Origin of the sequence: Chryseobacterium sp. P1-3, assembly GCF_000738495.1 — a bacterium.
GTDB lineage: Bacteria > Bacteroidota > Bacteroidia > Flavobacteriales > Weeksellaceae > Chryseobacterium > Chryseobacterium gallinarum.
In genome coordinates this window covers 286,309-312,824 of sequence record NZ_JPEQ01000014.1, presented here as the reverse complement: position 1 = coordinate 312,824, position 26,516 = coordinate 286,309, and the positions used below count along the sequence as shown (strand labels likewise).

Here is a 26,516-nt window from a genome sequence, read left to right as displayed (position 1 = left end):
CTTATTGAAACCTGTAGTTTATTTACTCACCTCTGTGAGCAACCTGTATCACGTTGATACAGGTTTTGGAAGAACCTGTATTAAAGACATACATGTTTTTGATTTAGTTGTAGTATTCCAATACATGTCAAAGAATTAACTGAGTGTAGAAATTGGTTTTAGAAATATTGATGTAATTTCAATCGGATTTTATTTCCATCTGTATCAATTTTACTCAGTTTAAAGCCTCGCAGAGCGAAGAAGCAACTTTGTTGGGTGAGCATCGACCTTCAAAGTTGCGAATGAGCTCCTAACTTCTGCGGGTAGTTGGTAAAAATATGAGCACGCACCATCAGCGTTTCCTTTGGTAAATCGGATTGGGTTTCCGTTCTTCTTCCTGAATAATTTTTTGTTCCCGTTGATGGTTTTGTTCCTCTTTTTCTGTTTGAATTCCATGTTGTAGATACTCATTCAAATCTTTGTGTTTCGCATAAATACTGGAAAGATCTCTCGCAGCCGGAAAACTTTTAAGAATTATATCTCGGCATTTTTCACCAGCTTTATCATTATCCAAAAACAAATTGATTTCTGAGTAATTTTTCAACTTTTCTTTTGTAGTATTTAATAAGGCAATGGAATTCATTATTAAAATATCTCCCGTATAAAATCGCTTCATTTCAACAAAAGACAGATCATCCATGAATCCTTCAAAAACCACAACATTTCTCTTTTTCAATGAGGGATTGTCATTGCTAAGATTGATGACTGAAATATCCTTTTTCAGAAGAGAACCTTTATAAAACGAATTTCGCAGTTCCCAACCTCGAGAAAGGTTTTCAAATCCGATGGCATAAAGCTTTTTTTCTCCCAGTCTGAAATACACTTCCTTAACCAACGGATAAATAATTTGCGAAAGCCCTCTGCTATGCAGATACTCTTTCAGATTTTCATTTTCGAGTTCCCTGATTTCTTCGATTTCATAATTATGCTGAGCTTTCTTTTCTAATTTGTTTTGCGGTTGAAAAGAAGAAAAATTCTGCTTTTCTGCCCATTCCAAAACTTTTTTTTACGGAAGCATTCAGATATTTTTGCATAAAATCGGTATTGTTACCTCCAACTCCACAAAAAACCCTGCAAGTTATTAATTTACAGGGTTTTGTTTTTATGGGTGCTGATTTAGGTGCTTTTTTGTTTATATATTCTAACTTTTTTTATTAATAATTTTAAAATTTTAGTTTTTTTGTTATCTGTTAACTTAAAGACAGCAATTTTGTAACCTTTATTTATTAGACTATCTAGTCTCTCCTTAAACCACCTATAATTTACTGATTATTAGTATTTTGGGTTTAAAATAGCTTGTTTTTTATTTCAAGAATTTGTATCTTAGAGCTTTAAAACCTTGCAAATATGTTGGGGAAAAATCCAGAAAAGAAGCCAGAATTATTCCGCCCAATGTTGGTGGATTTTTTGACCACGAGCATGAACTTGTTCTACTTTCAGAAAAAATAGATTGGAATTATTTTGAGAAAGAATTTTCGCCCTTGTATTCCAAAGTGGGCAATCCGAGCCATCCGATTCGGTTTATGGTGGGTTGTTTGCTACTGAAACATTTGTATAATTTGGGTGATGAGACGTTGGAAAAAGCCTGGATCATGAATCCTTATATGCAGTATTTTTGTGGCAGGGTTTTCTTTGAACACGAATTTCCTTGTGACCCGAGTAATTTTGTTCATTTCCGAAAAAGAATTGGCGAAAAAGGTATCGAAAAAATCTTTGCCTACAGCGTAAGAATGCACGATGCCAAGACGAACACCTCAAATTTTGTTTTGTCCGATACTACCGTTCAGGAGAATAATACCTCTTTTCCTACCGATGCAAAATTGTGCAAAAAAGTGATCGATTATTGCAACAAAATAGCCGGAAATGAAGGCATAAAACAAAGACAACGCTACACAAAAGTCAGCGAACAAATGGTGCGCAACACCTACAACGGAAAACATCCCAAGCGGGCAAAAGCGGCAAGGAAATTTCAAAGACAGCTCAAAACCATCGCCATGAGACTGATTCGTGAATTGCAACGGAATTTTAATGCAGAACAGCAAGAATTTTATAAAGATTTAATGACATTGTACACCAAGGTTGTCACACAAAAAAGAAACGATGCCGATAAAATTTACAGCATTCACAAGCCTTTTACCCGATGTATTGCCAAAGGAAAAGCGCATAGCCAGTATGAATTTGGGAATAAGGTAGGTTTGATAACCACCGCCAACAAAGGCAAGAAAATCATTCGGGATTAAAGCATTTTTGCAAACTCCTTACGATGGTCACACCATAGAACCACTTTTGGAACAGATGGAAACCGGTGGTCAAAAGCTCCCAAAAGAACTCGTTTACGATAGAGGTGGCAGAGGAAAATCAGAAATAAAGGGCGTGAAAATCTCCATCCCAAGCACTCCAAGAAAAAAAGACACTGCTTATCAAAAGCAGACAAAGCGCAAAAAATTTAGAACCAGAGCGGCAATAGAACCTATCATCGGACATTTAAAAACCGATTTTAGGCTGGCAAAAAATTACTTCATCGGAGAAACGGGACCATAAATCAATGCATTACTAGCTGCAACCGCTTGGAACATGAAGAAAATGATGGAACTACTGAAACAGAAAATTATTTTCTTATTTTGTAAGATACAAATTATGCTGTTTTCTAATCCTGTTTTTAAAAATAAATTAAATAGTGGGTTTTGTTAAGGAACGACTATCTAGTTCTCTTTTTAATGCGATTGAAGCTTTTTTGACTTCTTGTGTCCAATCATCAGCAGCATTTCCGTCTGCTCCATCAGAAATATATTTCAAACATAGAAAATCGATTTGTTCCTGCTCGGCGACTTTCGCAAGTGCAAAGGCTTCCATATCAATAACGTTGTATTCGGGGTTATTATGTTCCATTTCGAATTGGTCGCCGGAACCGCAGATCCCGTTCGGGAGATGCCTTGTTTTAATTCCATATTCCAAAAGAATTGGTTCATCAGAAAATGGCGTCTCAAATTTCTTAAAACCCAATGCTCTCACATCCATATCTCTCTGAATAAAACGACTGCAATTAACAACACTTCCTCGGTCAAAAGTTGTACTTCTAGCTGTTCCTAGATTGATAATCAAATCCGGATTCACTTTTTGAATTGCTTTCGTCAAATTATAAGTTGCTTTAATCTTTCCAATTCCAACAAAGACTTTATTGTAATTTTCAAATTCTTTTCCGGCTTCTGATTCCAGAGCAAAAACCAAAAGGATGTTGCTGTAAAGCTTTCCGTTAATTGTCATTTTAGGGCACAGGTTTTTTCAGAAAGAACAAAGTCAATGTCCGTGCGCCCTGTGCACCGTGTACCAAAACGGCGCTGATGTCCGCTGTTGCAGATGGCCCCATCACAAAACAGCCATAATGTGCGTGTGGAAAATCTACTCTTTTGTAGGCGGTATGCATATTTTCGGTCAAATCTTCAGGATCCAGCAAAACAGCGAGGTGTTGAGATAAATAACCTAATGAATTGGTAACCAGAGATTTTTCGGTGACCCAGACCATTCCCATCTCCGCCACACCAAACTCTGCACGGAAAATACCCAAATCCACATCATTAAGATCCGCGGGCTTTTGCACGTGTATATCTTTATTCCCTCTCCATTCAGGCGTTGCAGAGCAAGTGACCTTAGCATCAGGAAGCTTTTTTCGCATAATTTCCTGCGCTTCTTCTACCGATGCGACATCATAAAAATCGACGGCAGCAATTTTGGCGTTAATTTCAAAAACAGCTTTAAGATCTGTCCCTGGCTTTTTATAATCCGGGATGGCGGGATAATCCACTTTTTCGCGGTTAGCAAGATTGGTTCTTACCGAACTCAGTAATTCTTCTTTAGTCATTGTTTTTTCGGTTTTTTTTGTACCAGTCTCTGAAGGTTTCTTTTTTCACGTCAGGCAATTCACGGTCTTCTACCCAAGGATCCAACGTGCTGTTTTCCAATAGAGATTTTGGGAGAATATTCAGCATATTGTAAGTGGTCTTTTCAATCATTTTAAAAGCAGTTGCACTGCCCAGCATTCTGTCAGCAGCAGCAAATGCCAGCCTTCTGCCAAAAGGTGTTTTCTTTTTCTCCATCATCACTTTTCGCCACTCGATAATCTGGTCCGAAATATTAATATGAACGGGGCAGATCTCTGTACAGGAGCCGCAAAGCGATGAATGGAAAGGTAATTCTGAATAGGTGTCTTCATCAAAAGTAGGATCCAGAATAATCCCAATCGGGCCGGAATAAGTAGCACCATAAGACAATCCGCCACTCCTTCTGTACACCGGGCAGGTATTCATACAGGCACCACAACGGATACATTTGAGAGAATGCCAGAACTTGTCCATAGACAATCTTTTGCTCCTGCCATTATCTGTGAGTACGATATGCATCTCAGATCCTTCTCTTGGACCTGAAAAATGAGAAGTATACTGCGTTGCCGGCGTTCCTAAAGCACTGCGGGAAAGTAGTCTGATAAAAACACCCAGATCTTCTACCTTCGGCAGGATCTTTTCTATACCAATACTGGCAATATGAAGTGGCGGAATGCTTGCAGTAAGATCAGCATTACCTTCATTAGTACAGACTACAAAAGTACCGGTTTCGGCAACGGCAAAATTGGCGCCTGTCATCCCGGCATCTGCCACCAAAAATTTGGGCCGGGCATTGTTCCTCATTGCTTCTGCGAGAGAATGCGGATCATCATCGTTGGGATCCGTACCAATTTTATCTGCAAATAGTTTGGCAATATCTTCTGTCGTTTTTTGGATGGCAGGCATTACAATATGACTTGGGCGCTCATCCGATAGCTGCTGGATTCGCTCACCCAGATCGGTCTCCAGGACATCAATTCCTCTTTCTTCAAGAAAAGGCGTCATCCCGCATTCTTCCTGCAGCATCGATTTGCTTTTGATGATGCGCTTTGCGCCGTGAGAATTCAAAATATCAAAAACAATAGCATTATGTTCATCGGCATCTTTTGCAAAATGGACTGTAATACCGTTTTCCTCGGCTTTTGTTGCAAACTGGTCAATGTAGTGATCCAAATGCGTCAGTGTATGTTCTTTGATTTGCGAAGCCAGATTTCTAAGCTCTTCCCATTCCGGAATCTCAGAGGATACTTTACTGCGCTTAATGATAGTATTATAAAGATTTTTATCGTGTTGCGCCTCGTGAATATCATCCTGTTTCATGAATTTTCTCGCATTATCTTCTACGTTTACTTTTCCCATTGTTTGTCTTTTTAAAATGGTCCGTTGTTCAAAACCTGAGCAATATGTACAAATTTGAGGTCTGATTTTTCTCTTTTGGCAATGCCTTCCTGATGCATCAGGCAAGACATATCCGGCGAAACTACATACTCGACCTGATGTCTTGTATAATCAGCAACTTTGTCCTGCCCCATCTTGGCACTCACCGCTTCATCGGTTACACAAAAACGTCCCACCAAAGCCACAGCATTCTTGTGGCCTGTCAATCGTTTCTACTTTAACTCCTGACACCTTCTTTAACAGATCTTCGGTTTTATTAAAGTAAGGTTCCTGCCACTCAAAACGGGATGCAATGTGTAAGCCGCGGATAGAACTGCAGGAATTATGGATAGCCACCGTATGCTGGAAATGTGCCCAAGGGAATTCTTCTATCTTGAGAACATCGTGTAAAAACTCTACTAATTCTATGGTTTTATGACGGATTTCTGTAACAGTTTCGGTTTGAGGAATTGCATCCATATGGAGCTTGACGTGCTTGACACAACTCCCTGCCGGCCCAACGATATAATCAAAATTCAAATCCTTAAAATTTTCACAAAACTGAGTTTCTGTCCTTATAGAATGTTTCTGATCGCCCTCATTGGCCATAGGCTGTCCACAACAAGTCTGCTGCAAAGGTACTGTGACCTCTACGCCCAATCGCTCCAAAAGCTCAAGTGTGGCAATACCGACTTTGGGGTAAATCAGATCTATATAACAGGGGATAAAGAGTGCTACTTTCATTACAAAATTTTATAGAAACTCTAAATTAGCACTATTTCTTCTTTTCCTGATTAGGCTTAGGATGAAAAAAGCCTATACGAGAGGTTATTTATATTGAGTAAAAATAATTTACCTGGCATTAAGACAATAAAAAAAGACTTTTGAAATCAAAAGTCTTTTTTCACTGAATATTAAATTCTATTATGTCAGCATTCCGCCGTCAACATTCAGAACCTGGCCGGTGATGTAGGAAGACATATTACTTGCTAAGAAAATGCAGGCATTAGCCACGTCTTCCGGCTGTCCACCCCGTTTCAACGGGATACCATCTCTCCATCCCTGTACAGTTTTCTCATCAAGTGCGGCCGTCATTTCGGTTTCTATAAAACCTGGTGCCACGGCATTGCAACGGATATTTCTGGATCCTAATTCTAATGCAATCGACTTAGAAAAACCAATAACACCAGCTTTAGAAGGCGCATAATTGGCCTGCCCGGCATTCCCTTTAACGCCTACTACAGAAGTCATATTGATAATTGAGCCCGATTTGGCCTTCATCATTGGCTTGATAACCGCTTTGGTCAGGTTAAAAACAGAATCCAAATTAACTTTGATAATCGTATCCCAATCTTCTTTGGACATTCTTAACATCAGATTATCTCTGGTAATCCCGGCATTGTTTACCAGAATATCAATCGTCCCAAACTCTGCCAATACATCTTCTACCAGCTTTTGGGCAGCATCATAATCCGACGCATCGGACTGATAGCCTTTGATTTCTGTAATATTACTTAATTCTGATTCTAATGCTTTTGCTTTGTCTACAGAACCGGCGTAGGTGAATGCTATTTTGCGCCTTCTTTGGCAAAAACTTCTGCAATACCTTGCCCGATACCTCTTGTTGCGCCAGTAATGATGGCAACTTTACCTTGTAATAATCCCATTTGAAATGTTAGATAAATTAATCTTTAAAAGACAAATATATGAAATCGCCATGATTTGGAAACCAATCACCCATGAAGAGGCGATTGTGCATGACTTTAGAAAAAATATAAATATGCCTATGAAAAAGTTTTATTTATTAAGTTCATTATGATATTCATTTTTAAGTGATTCAATTTTGTCTTTCAACTCTTTGCTGATTTTGTTTGGATAGTTTTTCAGTTTTTTGAGATTGAATGCAAGAATTATTGCAGAGATACCTGAAAAAATAAATGCCACAGCTGTTATAACAACCAGAGAAATTCCGGCTAAAACAGGATTAAGAATAAGAATAACAGAACCGATAAGGCCAAGAAAACTGATCAGCGCCAGATTCCCCCACTGCAAAAACGCCATAGCTTTTGAGATCAAAGGCAAAACCAATCCCCTGTACAGAACGGAACATCAATGAAAATCCAACAAAATAGGGCAAAGCAACAAATGCCACCTGCGGCTGAAAAAATAATATAATCCCTACAAAAAGATCCAGCAAAGCACCTACCAGATACCAGCCCCAATTGTCCAGATTATCCTTGTTTTGTATTGCAAACACAAGTTCCATAATCCCGAAAACCAAAAATGACGCACTGAAAAACAGCACCAGAGACAGATAAGTGGCTTGTGGAATGCTAAACATGTACAATCCCATAATCACCAGTAAAATACCTACAATTAAAGGTAAATACCAATGCTTAACTGTGTTTTTGATAGTTTTAAAAAATGTTGTTCCCATAATAATATGTTTTTGAAATTAAATTAACTCGTAGTGCATTATAAAAGGTTATTCATAATATGAAAAAAAAATCGTATATTGTATTGACTACCAATCGAACACACTAAGAATAACCTAGGTGCAATTTAAGATTTTATTTTAAATGAATTAAGAAGATTAACCTTAAATGAAAATTTTTATTTTAAACCTATTAAACCAAAATTGAGTGATTTAGAACTTATTGCCATAAATATTTCTGCAGAATATTTATCATTAGATTCAGAATATCAGTTATTTAGATATCTTTCAAATTCAAAACTAAAAGGAATGATAGAAAGAAGTGTTTATAATCGCAGGAAAAGAAAACTCTTCTTGCATATGGAAAATACCAGAAAGATGATGGTTGATAGATTTCATGATCTTGAAAGGATTTTTATTGTAGATTCAATGCCTTTAGAAATTTGCAAAAACGCAAGAGCAAACCGCTCTAAAATCTGTAAAGAAGATGAATTTTCATTTCCAAGCAAAGGATATTGTGCTTCTCAATCGAGTTATTATTATGGTTACAAATTACACGCTATATGTTCTGTTTCAGGAATATTTCAAAGTTTTGATATTTCTACTGCAAGCATTCATGATATCCATTTTTTGCAAGACATAAAGCATCAAATAAACAATTGCACATTAATCGGAGATAGAGGTTATGTATCAACTCAAGTACAAACAGATTTGTTCAATTATGCAAATATAAAATTAGATACACCTATGAGAAGCAACCAAAAAAATTATCACAAGCAGAAATATATTTTTAGAAAATCAAGAAAGAGAATCGAAACGCTATTTTCTCAACTTTGTGACCAATTTAAAATCAGAAACAATTATGCGAAATCATTTAATGGTTTTAAAACCAGAATCTTAAGTAAAATTACGGCTCTAACTTTTATTCAATTTGTAAATGTTTTTGTATTTAATAGAAAAAATGAACAAAATTAAAGTATCTTTAATTTAATAATGCACTACGAGTATAGTTATAATATCGCACAGTATAATAGTGGGGATTTTATCTATGAGGAAAACTCGACTTGTAACAGTTATTTTCAAATTATATCAGGAATAGTTAAACTTAATAATTACAGTGAAGATGGAAAAGAATTCATTCAGAATATTATTAATGCACCACAAGGATTTGACGAAGTCTTATTATTTATTAATGAAAAGTATCCAACTAATGCTGTAGCCTTAACAGACTGTAAGATTATACAGATTTCTTCTAAAGAATTTTTTTAATCTGTTGGCCGAACATCCTGAATATGCGATAGAAATTAACAAAAGTCTTTCACGCAGACTATATTATAAAATGATTATGTCGCAACATATATTTTCTAATGATCCTAGTATGAGACTTAAAACGTTAATGAATTATTTTAAGAATATCTATTGCATAGAGAATGATCTAGATTCGGAATATATTATTCCATTAACACGCCAACAAATGGCTAATCTAACCGGATTGCGGGTAGAAACTGTTATACGAGTAATTAAATTAATGGAAAAAAACAATTTACTTAGGATAAAAAAAGGATTAATTTACTATTAAATAAATTAAACAGTTGTGATTGAAATCATAATTAAAATATAAATATTCGGGATAATTTTAAGTAGATAAAAGTTATTTTTAAAACTTATACTATGGACGAACTTCTTAATGAGCCTGGTTTACAAATTACAATTGTTCTTTTTTTACTTCCTATCATTTTTGCACTTATTCTTATTTTAATAAGAGTAAATCGGATGATTTCTGATACGTTGAAAAAAAAAGAACTTAAAAGAATTTATGAATACGTCAATCATCTTCAACCTGGAGAGATTTCTACATTGGAAGAACGTAAAAAAGAACTCGAATTTCAACTTTCAGGGAATGAACTATCATCTAATAAAATAGTAAAAGACCCACGAGGCTTAGTAAATCAAGCAAATGAAATACATGATATTCGTTTTCTACAAACTAAAAGAGAAGAGGGACGAAATATTAAAATTCTTGATGATGAAAAAAAAATTAATCCTTTGGTTTCTTGGCTGTAGTGTATTTTGGCTTTTTATGGGGACCACTGTGGGAGAATATCTTGGAGTTAAGTTTGTTGCTCCAGATGCAGACCACGTTAGCTGGCTCAGTTTTGGAAGACTTAGACCTGTACATACCAATATGGTTTTTTGGGGGTGGGCATCTATGGCAATGATAGGTTTCTCATATTATGTCATTCCAAGAGTGGGTAATACAAAGATTTTTTAATCTTAAGATTGGATATGCTACTTTAGTATTAATGAATTCTGCTGTATTTCTTGGTAGTATTTTTTTAATGGCGGGGATTAATAATAGTGGTGGAGAATATAGAGAATATATTTGGCCCATTATGCTCCTTTTTGCCACAGGAATTATTATTAGTATTTATAATCATATCAATACTATTGCGTTCCGAAAAACAGAAGAAATTTATGTTTCCAATTGGTACATAGTTTCGGCGATGATGTTCGTGGTAGTTATATTATTGGTTGCTTATTTTCCATTTTGGCAAGATGGTTTAGGCGAAACTATTACACAGGGATATTTTATGCATCAAGGTGTAGGGATGTGGTTTATGTTTTTTAATTTGGGGTTGATGTATTATTTTCTTCCACAAGAACTAAATAGTCCAGTGTATTCTTATAGTTTAAGCATACTTGCGTTTTGGACACAAATTTTATTTTATACTCTTATTGGAACTCATCACTTTATTTTTAGCGCTATCCCTTGGTGGATGCAGACTATTGCTATTGTTGCGAGTGTGGGAATGGTGATTCCCGTAGCGGCAGGAAGCATTAATTTTATGATGACTATTAGAGGATCTTGGCATCGTTTGAAATTGAGTTATGTGTTACCTTTTTATGTAGTTTCTATTATTTTTTATTTTACAGGTTCACTACAAGGTACAGCAGAGGCGTTTTAGAGCTACCAACTTGTTATGGCATTTTACGGATTTTACAGTAGCTCATTCGCATTTAACAATGTATGGGATTATTACATTCATGCTATGGTCTTTCACTTATACCTTAGTGCCGAGACTTACTTCTTATGAACCACCAAGTATTACCGTAGGATTACATTTTTGGTTAGCTTTAGTTGGGGTTTTAGTATATACCGTTTCATTAATGGTAGGTTCTACAGAAAAAGGAATGATGTGGATGGAGAAAAAACCATTTATTGAAGGAGTTGTACATATGATGCCTTTCTGGCTGTGGAGAGCAATCGGAGGAACAATGATGTGGTTGTCACATATCATCTTCGCCTATAATTTTTACAGAATGATAAAGCCCAAAAAAGAAATAAAACTTCCTCAGACACCAGACGAGATTTTAGAAATCATTCACAATAAACAAGTAAAAGCATAATGGATTTTTTTAGTGACCATAAGAAACTTTTTTCTTCAGCATTGGCATTTTTCCTTTTTCTGACCCTGTTTATATGCATATTTCCTGCATTGAACAACCAAAAAGTATATCAACCTTTACAGGGAAGTAAACCACTTACAGAAGAAGAAAGTCGGGGAAAATCAATTTATATTCGTGAAGGCTGTGTAGCATGTCATACCCAGCAGGTTCGTAATGTAGATATGGATCAGGTGTTTGGTAATCGTCCAAGCTTGGCTGTAGATTATGCCAGAAACAAGAGGCTCAATCTTTTCCAGAATACTGCTACTCTCATGGGAACGGAAAGAACAGGTCCTGATCTTACCAATATTGGAGCTCGACAATCTAGTAAAGACTGGCAATATTCTCACCTATTCAATCCTAGATCTGTAGTTCCCCAATCTATTATGCCTTCTTATAAATGGCTATTTTTAGTTAAAGACCAGCTTGATCCCGGAGATAAGGAAATCAGTCTTCCTGACGCATTCAGAAAAGGAATTAAAGGAAAAATTGTGCCGTCAAAAGATGCCAGTGATCTCGTTGCATATCTACTCAGCCTTAAACAGACTGAACTTCCGAAGAGTATTCCGGCAAGAGAATTTCTGTATAAAAAAGAAGAGAAAAAAGCAGAAGGAAATGCTGGAGGAGATAACCTTCCTGATGGAGAGGCTTTATTCATAGCCAATTGCGCTACCTGTCATCAAGCAACTGGAGAAGGAGTTCCAGGAGCATTCCCACCATTGAAAGGCGACAAAGTGGTATTAGGAGATAATCTGGAACTGTATGTTACTATTATTATGAAAGGATATAATGGTCTGGCTCCTCAATTTGGAGAAATGCCAGCGGTAGGAACCAATGCTAATTTCAAACCTGAAGATGTGGCTGCCCTCATTAATCATGAAAGAACAAGCTGGGGAAATAATGGCAAGAAAGTAACAGTTGAGGAAGTAAAAATAATCATGGATAAAATAAAATAAAATGAAATGAAAAAATTAAAGTTTATAATTCCTGTTTTTGTCTTTTGGACTGGATATGTTCAGGCTTGCGATGCGTGTAAGCTTCAGCAACCCAAAATAACACAGGATTTTACGCATGGTACTGGCCCGGAATCAAACTGGGATTGGGCTATTGTGGCAATTATTGCAATAATTACCCTTGGAACATTGTTTTATTCTTTCAAATTTTTAATCAAACCAAACGAGAATAACAAAAAGCATATCAAAAATAATATATTGGATTTTTAAATCTTAGAAAATGTCAAAACATAATGCCATAGTCTTTTTATATATTGATGGGGAATCGAATCCTATTGCAGAACTTCAGACTCCTGTTGTTTTCAATCTCGACACTACGAAGTTGGCGGACGGAGAACATACTTTAAAAAATTGTCAGCAAATTTGATAATAAAGAAGGTCTGAAAATCATACGTTTTAATGTGCGCAATGGACCGATTATTCATATGGAGGGGTTATCTGACAATGAAACTGTCAACGGGACATTGCCATTAATGCTCAATGCATATGATACAGGTAGGAATCAAAGTTTCATTATAAAAGGAAGTGAAAATCCACGAACGATTCCAGTTTGGGTTTGGGTTATTGCTTTAGTATTTATAGCTTGGGCAGCTTTTTATATTGTTACGAATTTTAGTCTTTAGATTATATATGTTCAATTTTATTAGCCTTCTCAAGAAAGAAATTTGATGATATTTTTAGAATCTATCTAACATTAATAATACAATGAATGAAAATAAAACTTAAAAGAATCTATGAAGCTTATTCTCCCACAGATGGATACCGCGTATTAGTTGATAGGTTATGGCCTCGAGGAATTTCTAGAGAAAATGCCCATATAGAAGAATGGAATAAAGAGCTTGCTCCTTCTTCTGAACTTCGAAAGTGGTTTCATCACGATCCAAAACTTTGGAAGAGCTTTTCAGAAAAATACGAAATCGAGCTCAAAAGAAAAAAGATCCTGGAAAAGAATTTCTAGATCGAAATAAAAAAACAAGATCTCATCACATTGGTCTATGGTGCAAAAGATGAACAACATTGTCATCCATTGATACTAAAAAAATATTTAGAAAATTTGATTTTAGATGATAAAATATCATAAAGCTTTTTTTTGAATCTATTTATTCAATACTTAATTTTGTGAAAATTTGAATTTATATTGGTAATGAAAAGAAAAAGTATACAAAGACATCATTATTTCAGATTAGTGTTAATTTCTATGTTAATAAGTATCTGCGCCTCTTTTTTAGGGTATTCATTAAAGTTAATTACTGAATATTTTCAAAAACTCATATTTCATTTTGCGGAAAGAGAAAATACCTTAAGTTTTGTATTTTTGCCGACGATTGGAATTACAGCAATCTATTTTTTAAGAAAATACCTTTTCTTGAATAGAAAAAATAAAGGAATCACCGAAATTTTAATGGATTTCTTACTGTAATCTTCGGAGGCTCCACAGGAATTGAAGTATCGACTGTCGTTGCAACAGCAACTTTAGGAAACTCAGTATATGAAAAACATTTTACTGCCAATATTTACAAATTGGAACTTATTAGCGCAGGAGTTGTTGCCGGAGTAAGTATATTATGTGGAAGTCCAATTGCAGGATGGCTTTTTGCTATGGAAGTAATTGCAAGAAAGTTTAATAAAACCCTTTTTATAAGCTGTACTGCGTCAGCTATTATTTCCGCTATTTTTCTTTATTTTATAAAGAGTGAACCATTACTCTCTTTTGAAATTATTGGATGGAAATGGTCTGCACTTCCTTTTTTTGTAATCTTAAGTTTATTTGGAGGTGTTTTATCCGTTTATTTTACAACTTTAGTTATTAAGATTAAGGATTTTTTTCAGGAATTTCCAATAATTTTTTGAGGGTAAATTTGGGAGCTTTAATTGTAGGGGGACTAATATTTTGTTTTCCGTTTTTGTATGGAGATAGTTATCATTCTTTATCGGAAATTCTAAACCATCCCAAAAGTTATTCTTTTCTTTTTCTTCTTTTTCTAATCTTACTAAAACCATTGGCTTCTTCTCTAACTCTTGGAGCTGGAGGAGATGGTGGTGTCTTTGCACCTAGTATTGTGGCAGGCGCATTTTTAGGATTTACCTTTGCGCTTTTTTGCAATACTTTTTTTTGGAACCTCTTTAATTTATGTAAATTTTGTGTTAGTTGGAGCTGCTGCTACTTTATCGGCATCTATTTATGCTCCTTTAACTGCACTTTTTTCTGGTGTGTAATCTAGTGCCTAATGGATACGTGTTGTTCTTTCCAATATTATTAGGATGTTTGATTTCGAAAAACTTAGCTAAGAGAATTATACCTTACAATGTATATACATATAATATTAAAAGTTAACAATAATACCAGTGAGTATATTCCATTCTAAAAAGTGTTTAAACTAAGTCACTAAGGTCAACCTTTCAAAATTTTATAAAGTTAAAAAATGGTTTCGAAAACTATAAAAATCAAAATTGATTAACTAAATTTTGGTTGTTAATAAAAATAAAAAGCCCCAAAAGTATGAGGCTTCACACCAAATCACGTAATAATTCTTGTTAATTATTATTACTCAAGTTTACGATTAATTTTCTTAAATAGTAAAACTTTTGTATTTTAAAATAGAAACTTAGACTTTTATCGGATAACATTAAGAGAAAATTAACAAAAAATCCCCCAAAATTTATTATTCAGGGAATTTATTTTGAGGTTTTTGACAGCCTCATAGCATTTTAAGCTTAAATTTAGATAAAGTTATGGATGGAAATAAAATTATTCTCTTGCAATTTACGTATTTTTTTTAATTTTGGAGAGATTTGAACCGTCTTTTTAAATCTCTTTTTCTATAAAGTTGAAGTTTAGGCTACCCACTAAATTACTCACTTTGAAAATGTAGAATTTTGATTATCTCAGAAAATAGATGTAAATTCGTACCATTATGTTTTTAGAAAATAGAGTAGTCACTTTTGGAGAAAAATTTAACTATGAAAATTTTTTTTTAGAATATGTAATGAACAATAGAGATTACTTGGAATAATAACTGAATATTTGTTAAATTCCCTCATATCTGAATTATTTGAATTGAACACATTAATAGCTTTAAGTAAAAGCTTTAATTTTAATGTTCAAATAAACGGGTTAAGACATCCTCGAACAGAAACTTTAAATGGTAGGTATATGCGATCGGGAGAAGATTTTAATGCTTCTTTCGTAATACCATATTTAGAGTTTCCCACAGGAAATCATTTTTTGATAGATAATAAGGGTTATGGCATTTGGCCTGATGAAAATTAAATATATAATGACTGAATATTATGTTATTTTTGAAGTTCTAAAAATTGAACAGGAATTAGAACAAGGCTCTAAAATACGAATAGGAGAAAGATTCGTAGGGCTTTATTATCCTGATAATAAAGAAATTTATTTTACCGATGATAACGGTCAGGAGTGGATTTTTATGATGGCGATACATGCAGTATTATCAGCAAGATTTAGCCGACCTTTAAGAAAGGGCATTGAAAGAGACGATTTATATTCATCAAAAACCAACTGAACACGGGTCAATTTTAACAGATTGTACAATTTATATTTTAGAAGAACTAGAGAGCAATTTGCTCTCTAATTCTTTTATCATTATTCCCATAAATTACTCGCAGTCTATTTATCTATTAACAAATAACAGAATGGTTGAAATATAATTATGGAATTTACTAACTTTTTTTAAGCATTTCTTCTCTGAATTTACTAACATCTCTTTCCGAAAGCTTATCATAAATTTCAGCAAAATCAATCATTGTATAACCCATTGACTCAACAATAAGAACAATAGTTGCCATAGTTGACCTTTTCTTTCCGCTAAAAGCACCGTTTACTGTAGCTTTGGTCAGTTCTGAATTAGAGTTTGCAGCTATTTTATCATAACTATTGACTATGTCCATACTACCATCCGATTTTGCTGAGTAACTCTTATTGTTACTTAGCATTTTACGCAAAGTAATCGCAGTTTTTTATAATTATAATTTTTTCACTTTCTTTAATCATACATGCAATTAAGCACATAATGAAAAAATATTTTGGTATAGTTTTGTATACCGAAATATTTTTTTCTTATCTTTGTAAAAGAAGTTACTTAATTGTAATTTTGCGAAACTTCAAAAAATATTAGAAGCTATTCGCTTAGAATCTTGTATCAGAAAACTGGCACTTTTCATTTTACCACAAGACAATAAGCAGATTGCTCACGTTCTAAGCGTGGGCTCTCTTATTCGTGGTAAAGGGTATGCCAGTACCTCTGATACGGTAGGTAGAGTTCCACGCTGTTTTTTCAATGATGTCCGCCTTCTCTACATTTCTCTAAGCTGCTTTTACTATAAAGATTAGATAGGATACAATGGCAGCGCATCCATTGGAGCTTTACAGTTCACACTCGAGGTTAATTTCATTCATATTAATTCTTTATGATGTGTTTAGGTTGGAGGTTTTGTAATCTCCCAAAACTTCCTCCTAGACAATATTTAAAAACACAATGTAACCATAAAAGACCATCAAATGAAAATAAGCAACACCTATTATAATGATACTTAGTTATCTTTTTGTTACAGAACAATAAGAAATAAAAAAGCCCTTTCCGCAAAAGTTGACAGCTGAGGCAGGAAAGAGCATTAATAGTTATTAACCATTAACTTTTACAAAAGTATGAAAAAATCCTATACCAGCATTGGGGGCATCTCTTGTGTCCTTATGCTGACTGTAGCAGGAAGCTCTTTTCCGGCGCAGGTACAGAACAATTCGGATATGATCTCCCGAAAGAATACCTCTGAAGCTTCCATACTCAGGACAAAATCCGATACCTTATCACCTTCAAACAAGCTGGCTTTAGAAAAAGTAAGCCATATTGAAGAAGTGGTACTGAATGCAGGGTATTATAAAGTCAAAGATAAGGAGCGCACTGGAAGCATAGCAAAAGTATCGGCAAAAGATATCGAAAACCAGCCTGTATCTAATGTACTGTCTGCTGCCCAGGGAAGGATGTCGGGGGTAAGCATTACCCAGAATACCGGAACTCCGGGAGGTGGATTTGAGATCCAGATCAGGGGAAAGAACAGTATCCGACGTGAGGGTAATGAACCCTTATATATTATAGACGGGGTTCCACAGGCTTCCGAGACCCCTTCGCTATATTCTAATAAAATCCTTCCGTGGTCCTCGATAAATCCCCTGAACGCTATCAACCCAAACGTTATTGAAAGCTTTGAGATATTAAAAGATGCAGATGCCACAGCTATTTACGGATCAAGAGGAGCCAACGGAGTGATCATTGTAACCACTAAAAGAGGAAAGAAAGGACGATCTGAGCTCAAGCTTAATACCTCGTATTCCTTAAGCAGGATTACTAGGCCTATGGAAATGATGAACACGGAGCAGTACATCAGTATGCGTCGCCATGCATTCCAGAATGATAATGTAGCCTATCCCGCTACCATGTATGACATCAACGGAACCTGGGACCAATCCCGATACACCGACTGGCAGAAAGAACTGATCGGAAACATGGCAGATGCCTACGGCGTTCAACTGTCGATGAGTGGCGGCTCTGAAAACTTTTCTTACCAGATCAGCTACGGCCATAATGAGCAGACCACTGTTTTGCCGGCTGACTTCAAATATAAAACCAATAACATCAATGCCAATTTCAGCTATTTCACCCCTGACAGAAAACTGGAATTTAACCTGGTAAATACCTTCTCTTTTCAGCAGAACAATGTGCAGAATGATGACCTTACGCTAAAGAGTATTATGCTGAGCCCCAATGCGCCGGCACTTTATACTGCAGACGGGAGCATCAACTGGGAGAACGGAACATTTAACAATCCGGTGGCTTCGCTTCTGAGCGAGTACTCCAATAAGACCGCCTTTTTTAATAACGGCCTTAATGTGTCCTATAAGCTGTTTCCTTTCCTTTCATTAAAAATGAATGCCGGAATCAGCTATCAGAATTTCGAAGAACGCTCGATAAAGCCCCATACAATAAATAATCCTTCTTTTGGACAGACCAGTATGAATTCCACCTCTTCCCGGAATAACCAGGTGAACTTTTCCTATATCCTCGAACCCCAACTGGTGGGCGCTTACAAAACCGGAAATCACCAGTTTGAATTTTTACTCGGAGCAACCCTGCAGAAAACACAATCGGAGCAGGGAGCTATTCAGGGAAAAGGCTTTGAGAGCAATGCTTTGATTGATAATATTGGAGCCGCTAGCGTAAAGACCATTTCTGATCAGGTTCGGAGCCAGTATAACTATACGGCAGTTTTTGCCCGTTTTAATTATCAACTGAAGAAAAGATATATTGTGAACCTTACCGGAAGGCGTGACGGTTCTAGCCGATTTGGTGCCAATAACCGTTTCGGGAACTTTGGAGCAATAGGCGCGGCATGGCTTTTCTCGGAAGAGCCCTTTCTGAAAGAGGTAAAATGGCTGAGCATGGGTAAACTCAGAGGAAGCATGGGAACTACAGGAAACGATAAGATAGGAGATTACCAATATCTCAATACCTATATTATTTCATCGGGTATATATAACGGGCAGACCGGTTTAAATCCGGCGCGGCTGTATAACCCTAATTTCAGCTGGGAGAAGACTCTGAAAAAAGAATTGGCCCTGGAAGTAGGACTCTGGAACGGACGCTTTAATTTTTCAGGTGCCTACTATGAAAACACCTCTTCCAATCAGCTGGTAGGAATTCCCCTTCCATCCACCACGGGCTTTCCTTCCGTACAATCCAATCTTCCGGCAAAGATCAGGAATATAGGCTGGGAATTTGATACCTCGGTTCAGGTTTTAAGAAAAGGAAAATTCAGGTACGAAACCTCTTTTAACCTGAGCATTCCCAAGAATACGCTTGTAGAATTTCCGAACCTCGAAGGTTCTACCTATTCCAATCAGTATATGATCGGATACCCTACGACTATTGCTAAGGTGTACCAGTATGAAGGCATAGACCCTGCCACCGGATTGTATAAGTTTACAGATTTCAATGGTGACGGTAAAATTACCTCCCCTGACGATAATAAGGCAGTAGAAAAACTGGGCGTCCGATTTTTTGGCGGATGGTCAACTCAATTCAGGTGGGGAAACTGGTCAGCATCTTTCCTGTGGCAGTTTGTAAAACAGAGAAACTGGAATTACAACCGCCAGATGCTTCTGCCCGGAGCACTCAGCAATCAGCCTGTAGAAGTATTGGACGCATGGTCTCCATCTAACCCAGGAGGCAGCTATATGGAATATTCAGCAGGGTACAACCCCCAGAAGCTTTCCCTGCACGGGTTCTTTCAGAACTCAACAGCGGCAATAAGTGATGCTTCCTATATCAGGCTGAAGAATGTACAGCTTAACTACCGCATTCCCATGCAAAAGCTGGGCATCAAAGAAGCTATGATTTATGTGCAGGGACAAAACCTTCTGACCATCACCAATTACTTTGGAATGGACCCGGAGTTTTATCTCGTAGGCTACCTTCCACCCCTAAAAACCTATTCCCTGGGATTCCAGGTGACTTTTTAACGATTAAGATTGATGATTAGTGATTAGTGATTAAAAATTAAAGATAAAGATTTGGGATCATTAACGATTGAGATAATTGATGATTTTATATGTAATAACTTTTAGCAACTAACAATGAAAAATATTATAAACGCTATAATAGCGCTTCTTTTGATGCTTTATGCTGCTTTAAGCGCAGTATCGTGTGAGAAATTTATAGAAACAGATTTTCCGAACAACCAGCTGGCCACAGAACAGGTATTTGAAGATGAGAAAACCGCAGATGCCGCGCTCGCGGGACTGTACTCAGGACTATGGACCGGTTCAGTGATCAGCGGAACGACAGACGGTTCCGGCGCTTTACTGGGAAATTATACCGATGATATAACTTGTGTTTTTACCAGTGCTGGAAACGGAATCCTGGATATCTACCATAACCAGCCACTGGCGACCAATGCTACCGTGAGCCAGGTTTGGACAACGGCTTATCAAGAGGTATATATGGCCAACAGTATCATTGAAGGCGTGGAAAAATCCAAAAGCCTTTCGGCATCAGCAAAAAGCAGGATAAAGGGAGAAGCAATGCTCATCCGCTCCCTTATCTACTATTACCTGTACCAGATGTACGGTGAGATTCCCTACACTACTACAACAGATTATGTCTATAACTCGACCTTAAGCAGAATGCCTAAGACTGAATTTCTGCCAAGGCTGGATGCTGATATTTCGGAAGCGGTGAACCTTTTGCCTCTAGCATACCGGAATGCCGAGAGAATCTACATTAACAAAGCAGCAGGCTTGGTTTTACAGGCTAAAATGAAAATGATGCTGGGAAAATGGCAGGAAACAGAAGCTTTATGCCAAACGGTCATTCAGAATGCTGACTATATTTTTCAAAATGATCTTTCCAAAGTATTTCGGAAAACAGGAAAGCATATTATCTGGCAGCTAAAACCAAAGAACAATACCGATCCGACAAGCGAAGCCGTACTTTATAATTTTGTGGGCGCACCTACCTCATTTATTTTGAATCCGGATCTAATCGCTTCCTTTTCTTCGGCTGACCTCAGAAGACAAAACTATTTCACACCAGTGATATTTGGTTCCCAGATCAATTACAAACAGACCAAATATAAGGTGACCACCGCTACTAATACGACAGAATATTCCGTCATCTACAGACTGGAGGATGTTTACCTGATGCTGGCAGAAGCTTTAACCATGCAGAACAAAACAGCCCAGGCAGTTCCTTTGATCAATCAGACAAGACAAAGGGCAGGGTTAACACCTCTTGGTACCTCTATTTCACAGGCTCAGGCTATGGAAGAGATTAAAAATGAAAGAAGAAAAGAATTTTTTGCAGAACATGGAAGCCGGTTTATTGACCTGAAACGATGGGGGCAGCTGGATCTTTTACAATCGGTAAAGCCTAACTGGAAAACGACCAATCAGTATTTACCACTCCCGCAGAAAGAAATGCTTTTAAACAGTCACTTAACGCCACAAAATGATGGATATTAATAGGTCATATACGGATAATATGAAGCTGTATGAACCAAGAAAATATTGCATGAAGAAAGGAATCCAAAAGTGGAGTTCCTATTTTGTGGTCATAATTCTTCTTTTTATAATCAATATAACAGGAAACCTTTCAGCCCAGCGGTATGATCATCTCGAGAAGCTGATTAAGGATACCGAAGAAATGAAATTTCCCGAAGCTTCTGATAACGGTAAATGGCTGGCATGGTATATTTTCTCTTCTGAAGGGACAAAGAATATGATGCTGCAAAGCACAGGAGGTAAAGACCTCAGGACGGAAAGAAAAAATATCGATTTTATCATGTTTGTGGGGAATCACCTTGTGATACAGGCAAAAGATACCCTGGAATATCTTAATCCCGAAACAGGAAAAGCCCGTATTTTTTGTCATTTAAAAAAATTCAATTATAATAAACAGCAGAATAGCTTTATGGTGCTGTATACCGGAAAAGAAGGGAACAGGCTGGAAGTTTATGATCAAAATATGAATCTTAGGCAAACCATTTCCGATATTCAGCATATCTATTCTGATGGTGACGAGACCATCGCTAAAAGGAAGACAGGTGATCTGAATGAAGCCTTAATTTTAAATCAAGGGGTCTTCAAGACCCTCTTTTCGACCCATGATGAGCTGAGCAATATTTTGCCTTCCGGCATGAAACAGAAAGGCTTTGTTATTCAGACCAGAGAGAAAGGCAAAAACAGACTGTACTATATTTCTCAGGATAAAAAACAATATATTTTTGATGGAAGCGGGTATGATGGCTATAATCAAATGACCTTAAATCCTTCCCGCTCTGATAGTAGTATTGTCCTTAAGTTAGGAAAGAGAGTTCCGCCTGCGAAAGGAATGGTTGATATCTGGTACGGAACGGACTTCGACCTTAAAAAGCATGCAAAGGCGGTAACCGAATTTATCCAGGTGGACTGGGAGCCGGTGAGCGGAAAGCAGGCTCTAATGACCCGCCCCGGGTATTTCGTGGAGACTGCTATCGGGAATTCACTCTACCTGATGTATGAAACCGATAAACAGCAGGTGGATAAAATGGATAAAGCAGGAGGAAATAGCTTTGACAGGCTGTATCTCTGGAATGCGGTAACCGATACCTATACCCTGATTACGGATTTGCGGAAACAGATGGTCATCTCACCTTTCGGTCAGTACCTGTTAATTCAGAAGGAAAACAACTGGCAGCTGTATAATACGGTAACTTTGAGGATGGAAGATGTAAAGATTCCCGCTGCCATGATTCCTTACTTTACTTCGGAGAAAGAAGTTCTATGGGTAGGAGGAAACAGGATCTCTGAATATAATCTGGCCACTAAGAAAATGAAAAAAGTGTTTACTGCCAGTGATGATTCAGAAATTGAGCTGGTGGATTTTACAAGAATCAGTACGGAATTAGGATACGGTAGAGACTTCAGGACAGCAGATATCAAAAAGAGCTTGCTGTTAAAAATCACTGATCCGAAGACCAGTCATATCATTTATGCCGGTTTAAGAAACAGGAAGCTAAATATCATTCAACAACCGACCCCTGATGAGATCACGGCATTTAAAAGGCTGAATCAGGGTGAAAATTATTACTGGATTGAGGAAAACTATAATAAACGGCCAAGGCTTGTAGTAAAGAAAGAGAAGGAAAATCCAAAAGTTCTTTATGTTTCAGATCAGAAGAATCAGAAATTTGAACAGGCAGAGCTTATTAAAATTTGCTACAAAGGTTCGGACGGTGAAACCATAAACGGAGCTTTGTATATGCCGCTGAATTATGACCGCTCAAAAAAATATCCCGTTGTTATCCATGTGTATGAGAAGCAGGATTATATGACCAAAAGATTCCTGCGACCTTCCTTCTCGAATCCCACAGGGCTGAATATCCCGCTGTTGATGGAGGAGGGCTTCGCCGTACTGCTTGCTGATATCTCGCAATCTGACAAAGGAGCAGGAATTTCAGCACTGGAAAGCATTAATAATGCCTTAGACGAATTACAGAAAATCAGGAATGTGGATATGACAAAGATCGGACTCTTGGGACAGTCTTTTGGCGGGTATGAAACCAACTTTATTGCGGGTCATTCAAACCGTTTTGCAGCCTATGTCTCAGGATCAGCAGTTTCTGATGTGGTACGGACTTATTATGCGTACAATTATCATTTTAATGCTCCCGACTATTACAGGTATGAAGGGCGCCAGTACTGGTTTAAGGCTACGATGGCAGAAAATCCTGAAAAATATATCAAAAATAATCCGATAATGTTTGTTCAGAATGTCAGTGCACCCATGCTGTTGTGGACGGGGACTGATGATGGCAATGTAAGCCCGGAAGGAACCAAATCGATGTTTATTGCATTAAGAAAATACCGAAAGCCTGTTATTGCCCTGTTTTATGATAAGGAAGGCCACAGTTTAAGTAGGGCTGAAGCTCAGAAAGACCTTACCCTGAAAATTCTGGATTGGTTTAATTATCATTTAAAGGATGAAAGAAATATCCCCTGGATACAGAAATACATAAAGGGTGCCCAATAAAGTGCACCCTTCTTTTAGTAGTTAGTAATAGCTAACAGTTAAGGAATTCTGAATAATTCTGTTTCGCAACTGGATTCATACAGGTCATGGACACCAGAAGCGTCACTTACTGTACAGACAATACCAGTATTATCTGTCGTACAAAGCTGACTTGTCATGACACAAGGCTGTTCCGGATTTTCAAGATCAATTTTCCATCCAGGAATATCAGCTTTTTTAGTCTCTGATGCTACATTGGTAGCATACGCGCTGCCTGCTCCGATTAACAGGATAGCCAATGGCAATGCGATTTTTCTCATTTTTTTCATTGTTATAAATTTATTATTGGTGCCTACTCTTTGTACAGGTTTTCGGCTTCCCCTGAAATGAAATGTTGAGTGATGTTTTGCGCAAAACGATATCTGATCAGTTCATTTTCTATCATTACATACAATTGGTTTCCCTGTATGGTAAATTGTACACGTTGCTCCTTATTTCTGTTGGGAATACTGATACTGCCAAGGTATTTCTGCTCTTGAATAGAATAAAGATCAAGTATAATTGCTTTATTACCCCTGTCTTTTTCCAGCTTTCCTTTGCGGTCCGACTCCACAAATAGAACCCCTTTATAGGCAATTGACCTTTTGTTAACCACCAAAGGATTGTTAAGTTTTCTGCTGCCATCGGCTAAGTGGGAAAGACCGAGCCGTGGAATGCTGACGGTATCAATAGTCCTGAATACATGTTTTGATTTAATATTTCGATCAGTAACTACAAACATGTTCTTATAATGGTAAACATAAACAACCTTACCTGTAAAAGGATCATAATTTAATTGTCCATCGGGCTCAAAAAAACCTTCTTTATGCTTTTCCAAAAGCTGTGGATTAAACTTTACAGAATCCTTGCTCCCCTTACTGATAATCCCCAGGCTCTGAATCTGCTTTTTGCGGTGGAAAGCACCTATGAGAAAGTGATTATGATCAATTCGTTTGATTTTCCTGAAATAAGTTTTTCCAATATTTTGCTCAGTGAGCTTATTGCTCCCGATTGTTCCTTCAAAAATGATCGGGATTGCTCCGTCATACAATGTGATAAGACCGTCTGTAACTTCAAGCAGGGGAGACCTGAAATTAATGTCCGTGCGGCTGAGTTGCAGATTTCTTCGTTCCATTCCCGTAAAATGGGTAATCTTTGTGAGTGAGAACGGCGCTGTGTAATTTCCAAGATATAGGGTGTCGCCTGAAAAGCCGGCAAAATAATAGGAGTTCAGTTTTAAATCATAAGTCCCATTTTTAAGGATAGGATGCTGTAAAAATCTTCTTTGAAAACTATTATCTTTCTTAAGAATATATTCTGACTTTTGATACATGATGAGAATTCCGGTAATACAGAATCCTGCTGTGATTAGAAGGCTGAAGAAGAGCTTCCCTTGTCTTTTCTGGTTTGCATAGGTGTCGATACTAAGGGCAACTACAGCAACCGCGACGCATATTATGTTAAAAAATGAGATGTGTTTGCCAATCCATTTTTTCAAGAATTCCACCGCAGGAACAGGGAATAAACTCACTATAATTGAGGATAAGATAAATATAGATACTAAAAAGAACCATCAGTATGTAGGAGCCGTACAATCCAATGAATCTCGTTTTATCAAACAGCAAAAAGAAGCAGACTAAAAGTTCAAGGAATAGTATTCCATAGGTAATTATTATAGCATAAGCACTTAACAATGGAGACTGGGCGATTTGAACCTGAAAGTTTTCAAAATCAAATATTTTGCTGATGGCTGCGTAGCAAAACAACAGGATAAAAAAATAAGCAATCCATATGGCAAGTTGTGTCAGTTTCTTTTTCATAATAAGATTTTAACAGTGGTATAACAATATCCAGCGTACTTTTACGCCACAATAGGTAGGCATAGCCATTTTTTCATTTATCGTGATGGTAGTAGTAAGAGGTCCTATGGTTTTCCATATTCCGCTAACCGGGCAGTTGTTTCCTGATTCAATGATGAGTGGCAGCTGAGTTTCCATATTAGTTCAAATTTGATTACTTATTGACTTTCCAGTTATCACGGTCTTTTGGCGGATCGGTCTCACCGATTTCCATTTCTTTTCCAAGTTTGGTACTGTCTACTTTTGAGACCATTCTTTCAGTCGTAAGAACAGGCATCTCCGGATAAGGAATCTGAGGAAGACTTTCTTCGCGACAGGATAAAATAACAATTGAAAGTAAAATTCCTGCAAAAATATGCAGAGTTACTATTTTGGTTTTCATGATTTTGGGATTAAAAAATTAACAATCCCGGCCGGTAGTTTTTTTAGAATTCTGAAAGCGAATTTAGAGCATGGATTTAGAAAAAAAGGTTGGTGGATCCGATTTATAAATTTTCTGGATCCGATTTATAAATCGGATCCACATTTAATAAACGTGTTAATTAATTGTAAATCAGGTAGTTTTGTTACATTTATTATGAATGATTCCTAAAGTGTAGAAATAATTTTTTGCTTGGTTCATTTTGCTTAATTTTGAATCATATTTGTAATATTTTTAACATTATATTGTCAATTTATTTTTATTTTGAAAATAATATTCTGTTTTTGTGTTTTCTTTTGCTTTTTTGGTTAATGGTCAGAGATATTCTGATTACAGGGTACGTTATGATAATTTTGAAGAAAACGATGAACGTGCCCTTGAGTTTGTCAATATCTATATTAAAGAAGCGAAAGCATTTAAAAAATTATAAGGAGCTGACCCA

Annotated in this window: 32 protein-coding genes and 3 pseudogenes; 20 read left to right on the top strand and 15 right to left on the bottom strand. The window is 36.7% G+C overall.

Annotation, left to right across the window (positions count from 1 at the left end; genetic code table 11):
- Nucleotides 1-331: 331 nt before the first annotated feature.
- The gene (locus HX13_RS18885) at nucleotides 332-1,036 is read right to left on the bottom strand and encodes a toprim domain-containing protein (RefSeq protein ID WP_050022334.1); all 705 of its coding nucleotides are present in this window, start codon (nucleotides 1,034-1,036) and stop codon (nucleotides 332-334) included.
- Nucleotides 1,037-1,355: 319 nt separating this feature from the next.
- Between HX13_RS18885 and HX13_RS18880 the strand changes: the two genes are divergently transcribed.
- Together HX13_RS18880 and HX13_RS23010 are read left to right on the top strand one after the other, a co-directional pair.
- Nucleotides 1,356-2,279, top strand: coding sequence for an IS5 family transposase (locus HX13_RS18880; RefSeq protein WP_202962934.1), 924 nt, complete (start codon nucleotides 1,356-1,358; stop codon nucleotides 2,277-2,279).
- A 7-nt stretch (nucleotides 2,280-2,286) separates the two neighbouring features.
- Entirely contained in the window at nucleotides 2,287-2,580 is a 294-nt protein-coding gene (locus HX13_RS23010; RefSeq protein WP_202962933.1) for a hypothetical protein, read from the top strand.
- A gap of 129 nt (nucleotides 2,581-2,709) precedes the next feature.
- Here the strand turns inward: HX13_RS23010 and HX13_RS18875 are convergent, their stop codons facing one another.
- The 8 genes and pseudogenes from HX13_RS18875 to HX13_RS18850 all read right to left on the bottom strand — a co-directional run bounded on the left by HX13_RS18875 (nucleotide 2,710) and on the right by HX13_RS18850 (nucleotide 7,731).
- Nucleotides 2,710-3,303 (bottom strand): nucleosidase, encoded by a 594-nt coding sequence (locus tag HX13_RS18875; protein WP_050022333.1) that lies wholly within the window; start codon nucleotides 3,301-3,303, stop codon nucleotides 2,710-2,712.
- Nucleotide 3,304: 1 nt separating this feature from the next.
- Complete coding sequence (locus HX13_RS18870) at nucleotides 3,305-3,898, bottom strand: lactate utilization protein C (RefSeq protein WP_050022332.1); 594 nt, start codon at nucleotides 3,896-3,898, stop codon at nucleotides 3,305-3,307.
- Nucleotides 3,891-5,276 carry a lactate utilization protein B gene (locus tag HX13_RS18865; protein ID WP_050022331.1) on the bottom strand — a complete coding sequence of 462 codons (1,386 nt, stop codon included), beginning with the start codon at nucleotides 5,274-5,276 and terminating at the stop codon, nucleotides 3,891-3,893. Before HX13_RS18865 ends, HX13_RS18870 begins: the two co-directional genes overlap by 8 nt.
- Nucleotides 5,277-5,287: 11 nt before the next feature.
- Complete coding sequence (locus HX13_RS26150) at nucleotides 5,288-5,491, bottom strand: hypothetical protein (protein WP_316931361.1); 204 nt, start codon at nucleotides 5,489-5,491, stop codon at nucleotides 5,288-5,290.
- On the bottom strand, nucleotides 5,466-6,038 hold the full coding sequence (locus tag HX13_RS18860; protein ID WP_316931360.1) for a (Fe-S)-binding protein: 573 nt from the start codon (nucleotides 6,036-6,038) through the stop codon (nucleotides 5,466-5,468). Before HX13_RS18860 ends, HX13_RS26150 begins: the two co-directional genes overlap by 26 nt.
- Nucleotides 6,039-6,218: 180 nt before the next feature.
- Nucleotides 6,219-6,961 (bottom strand): annotated as a pseudogene (fabG, locus tag HX13_RS18855) (3-oxoacyl-[acyl-carrier-protein] reductase).
- Nucleotides 6,962-7,091: 130 nt separating this feature from the next.
- Nucleotides 7,092-7,355 carry a DUF308 domain-containing protein gene (locus tag HX13_RS24895; protein ID WP_238555507.1) on the bottom strand — a complete coding sequence of 88 codons (264 nt, stop codon included), beginning with the start codon at nucleotides 7,353-7,355 and terminating at the stop codon, nucleotides 7,092-7,094.
- Entirely contained in the window at nucleotides 7,279-7,731 is a 453-nt protein-coding gene (locus HX13_RS18850) for an HdeD family acid-resistance protein (protein WP_238555506.1), read from the bottom strand. Before HX13_RS18850 ends, HX13_RS24895 begins: the two co-directional genes overlap by 77 nt.
- Before the next feature lie 135 nt (nucleotides 7,732-7,866).
- Between HX13_RS18850 and HX13_RS18845 the strand changes: the two are divergent.
- The 14 genes and pseudogenes from HX13_RS18845 (at nucleotide 7,867) to HX13_RS18795 (ending at nucleotide 15,718) form a co-directional block, all read left to right on the top strand.
- Nucleotides 7,867-8,719: pseudogene (locus HX13_RS18845) on the top strand (IS982 family transposase).
- A 2-nt stretch (nucleotides 8,720-8,721) separates the two neighbouring features.
- On the top strand, nucleotides 8,722-8,997 hold the full coding sequence (locus HX13_RS18840; protein ID WP_050022330.1) for a Crp/Fnr family transcriptional regulator: 276 nt from the start codon (nucleotides 8,722-8,724) through the stop codon (nucleotides 8,995-8,997).
- A 70-nt stretch (nucleotides 8,998-9,067) separates the two neighbouring features.
- The gene (locus HX13_RS26500; protein WP_410493162.1) at nucleotides 9,068-9,307 is read left to right on the top strand and encodes a helix-turn-helix domain-containing protein; all 240 of its coding nucleotides are present in this window, start codon (nucleotides 9,068-9,070) and stop codon (nucleotides 9,305-9,307) included.
- Between the two features lie 92 nt (nucleotides 9,308-9,399).
- Nucleotides 9,400-9,792 (top strand): hypothetical protein, encoded by a 393-nt coding sequence (locus HX13_RS24890; RefSeq protein ID WP_238555505.1) that lies wholly within the window; start codon nucleotides 9,400-9,402, stop codon nucleotides 9,790-9,792.
- The gene (locus tag HX13_RS26145; RefSeq protein WP_316931359.1) at nucleotides 9,686-10,000 is read left to right on the top strand and encodes a cbb3-type cytochrome c oxidase subunit I; all 315 of its coding nucleotides are present in this window, start codon (nucleotides 9,686-9,688) and stop codon (nucleotides 9,998-10,000) included. The genes HX13_RS24890 and HX13_RS26145 overlap by 107 nt, the downstream gene beginning before the upstream one ends.
- The gene (locus HX13_RS25745) at nucleotides 9,963-10,694 is read left to right on the top strand and encodes a cbb3-type cytochrome c oxidase subunit I (protein WP_262483577.1); all 732 of its coding nucleotides are present in this window, start codon (nucleotides 9,963-9,965) and stop codon (nucleotides 10,692-10,694) included. Before HX13_RS26145 ends, HX13_RS25745 begins: the two co-directional genes overlap by 38 nt.
- A 10-nt stretch (nucleotides 10,695-10,704) precedes the next feature.
- Nucleotides 10,705-11,136 (top strand): cbb3-type cytochrome c oxidase subunit I, encoded by a 432-nt coding sequence (locus HX13_RS25740; RefSeq protein WP_410493158.1) that lies wholly within the window; start codon nucleotides 10,705-10,707, stop codon nucleotides 11,134-11,136.
- The gene (locus tag HX13_RS18825; protein ID WP_050022328.1) at nucleotides 11,136-12,131 is read left to right on the top strand and encodes a cbb3-type cytochrome c oxidase subunit II; all 996 of its coding nucleotides are present in this window, start codon (nucleotides 11,136-11,138) and stop codon (nucleotides 12,129-12,131) included. Before HX13_RS25740 ends, HX13_RS18825 begins: the two co-directional genes overlap by 1 nt.
- A 6-nt stretch (nucleotides 12,132-12,137) precedes the next feature.
- Nucleotides 12,138-12,398: a hypothetical protein gene (locus tag HX13_RS18820; RefSeq protein WP_050022327.1), complete on the top strand. Its 261-nt coding sequence runs from the start codon at nucleotides 12,138-12,140 to the stop codon at nucleotides 12,396-12,398.
- A gap of 10 nt (nucleotides 12,399-12,408) precedes the next feature.
- Entirely contained in the window at nucleotides 12,409-12,555 is a 147-nt protein-coding gene (locus HX13_RS24885; protein ID WP_238555504.1) for a hypothetical protein, read from the top strand.
- A 342-nt stretch (nucleotides 12,556-12,897) separates the two neighbouring features.
- Nucleotides 12,898-13,269 (top strand): annotated as a pseudogene (locus HX13_RS18810) (DUF488 domain-containing protein).
- Nucleotides 13,270-13,607: 338 nt separating this feature from the next.
- The gene (locus HX13_RS25735; protein WP_316931364.1) at nucleotides 13,608-14,039 is read left to right on the top strand and encodes a chloride channel protein; all 432 of its coding nucleotides are present in this window, start codon (nucleotides 13,608-13,610) and stop codon (nucleotides 14,037-14,039) included.
- Entirely contained in the window at nucleotides 14,036-14,410 is a 375-nt protein-coding gene (locus tag HX13_RS25730) for a chloride channel protein (protein WP_316931358.1), read from the top strand. The genes HX13_RS25735 and HX13_RS25730 overlap by 4 nt, the downstream gene beginning before the upstream one ends.
- A gap of 1,056 nt (nucleotides 14,411-15,466) precedes the next feature.
- Nucleotides 15,467-15,718 (top strand): hypothetical protein, encoded by a 252-nt coding sequence (locus tag HX13_RS18795; protein ID WP_128572506.1) that lies wholly within the window; start codon nucleotides 15,467-15,469, stop codon nucleotides 15,716-15,718.
- A 157-nt stretch (nucleotides 15,719-15,875) separates the two neighbouring features.
- On the opposite strand, the gene HX13_RS18790 is transcribed toward HX13_RS18795, so the two are convergent.
- Nucleotides 15,876-16,103 (bottom strand): hypothetical protein, encoded by a 228-nt coding sequence (locus HX13_RS18790; protein ID WP_128572505.1) that lies wholly within the window; start codon nucleotides 16,101-16,103, stop codon nucleotides 15,876-15,878.
- A 757-nt stretch (nucleotides 16,104-16,860) separates the two neighbouring features.
- Between HX13_RS18790 and HX13_RS18785 the strand changes: the two genes are divergently transcribed.
- From HX13_RS18785 to HX13_RS18775, 3 genes are all read left to right on the top strand, one after another.
- On the top strand, nucleotides 16,861-19,728 hold the full coding sequence (locus tag HX13_RS18785; RefSeq protein ID WP_050022323.1) for a SusC/RagA family TonB-linked outer membrane protein: 2,868 nt from the start codon (nucleotides 16,861-16,863) through the stop codon (nucleotides 19,726-19,728).
- 114 nt (nucleotides 19,729-19,842) lie between these two features.
- Nucleotides 19,843-21,228, top strand: a complete 1,386-nt coding sequence (locus HX13_RS18780; protein ID WP_050022322.1) for a RagB/SusD family nutrient uptake outer membrane protein — start codon at nucleotides 19,843-19,845, stop codon at nucleotides 21,226-21,228.
- Nucleotides 21,215-23,776 carry an alpha/beta hydrolase family protein gene (locus tag HX13_RS18775; protein ID WP_050022321.1) on the top strand — a complete coding sequence of 854 codons (2,562 nt, stop codon included), beginning with the start codon at nucleotides 21,215-21,217 and terminating at the stop codon, nucleotides 23,774-23,776. The genes HX13_RS18780 and HX13_RS18775 overlap by 14 nt, the downstream gene beginning before the upstream one ends.
- A gap of 38 nt (nucleotides 23,777-23,814) precedes the next feature.
- Here the strand turns inward: HX13_RS18775 and HX13_RS18770 are convergent, their stop codons facing one another.
- From HX13_RS18770 to HX13_RS18755, 5 genes are read right to left on the bottom strand one after another with little or no spacing between them, the layout of a single operon-like run.
- The gene (locus HX13_RS18770) at nucleotides 23,815-24,075 is read right to left on the bottom strand and encodes a DUF6520 family protein (protein WP_128572504.1); all 261 of its coding nucleotides are present in this window, start codon (nucleotides 24,073-24,075) and stop codon (nucleotides 23,815-23,817) included.
- 32 nt (nucleotides 24,076-24,107) lie between these two features.
- Nucleotides 24,108-25,292 (bottom strand): hypothetical protein, encoded by a 1,185-nt coding sequence (locus HX13_RS18765; protein WP_050022319.1) that lies wholly within the window; start codon nucleotides 25,290-25,292, stop codon nucleotides 24,108-24,110.
- Nucleotides 25,255-25,614 (bottom strand): MauE/DoxX family redox-associated membrane protein, encoded by a 360-nt coding sequence (locus HX13_RS18760; RefSeq protein WP_050022318.1) that lies wholly within the window; start codon nucleotides 25,612-25,614, stop codon nucleotides 25,255-25,257. Before HX13_RS18760 ends, HX13_RS18765 begins: the two co-directional genes overlap by 38 nt.
- Nucleotides 25,615-25,623: 9 nt before the next feature.
- Nucleotides 25,624-25,791: a hypothetical protein gene (locus tag HX13_RS22650; RefSeq protein ID WP_157837469.1), complete on the bottom strand. Its 168-nt coding sequence runs from the start codon at nucleotides 25,789-25,791 to the stop codon at nucleotides 25,624-25,626.
- A gap of 16 nt (nucleotides 25,792-25,807) precedes the next feature.
- Entirely contained in the window at nucleotides 25,808-26,035 is a 228-nt protein-coding gene (locus HX13_RS18755) for a hypothetical protein (protein WP_050022317.1), read from the bottom strand.
- Between the two features lie 325 nt (nucleotides 26,036-26,360).
- Here HX13_RS18755 and HX13_RS22645 point away from each other — a divergent pair, with 325 nt between their 5' ends.
- On the top strand, nucleotides 26,361-26,504 hold the full coding sequence (locus tag HX13_RS22645; RefSeq protein WP_157837468.1) for a hypothetical protein: 144 nt from the start codon (nucleotides 26,361-26,363) through the stop codon (nucleotides 26,502-26,504).
- Nucleotides 26,505-26,516 lie beyond the last annotated feature (12 nt).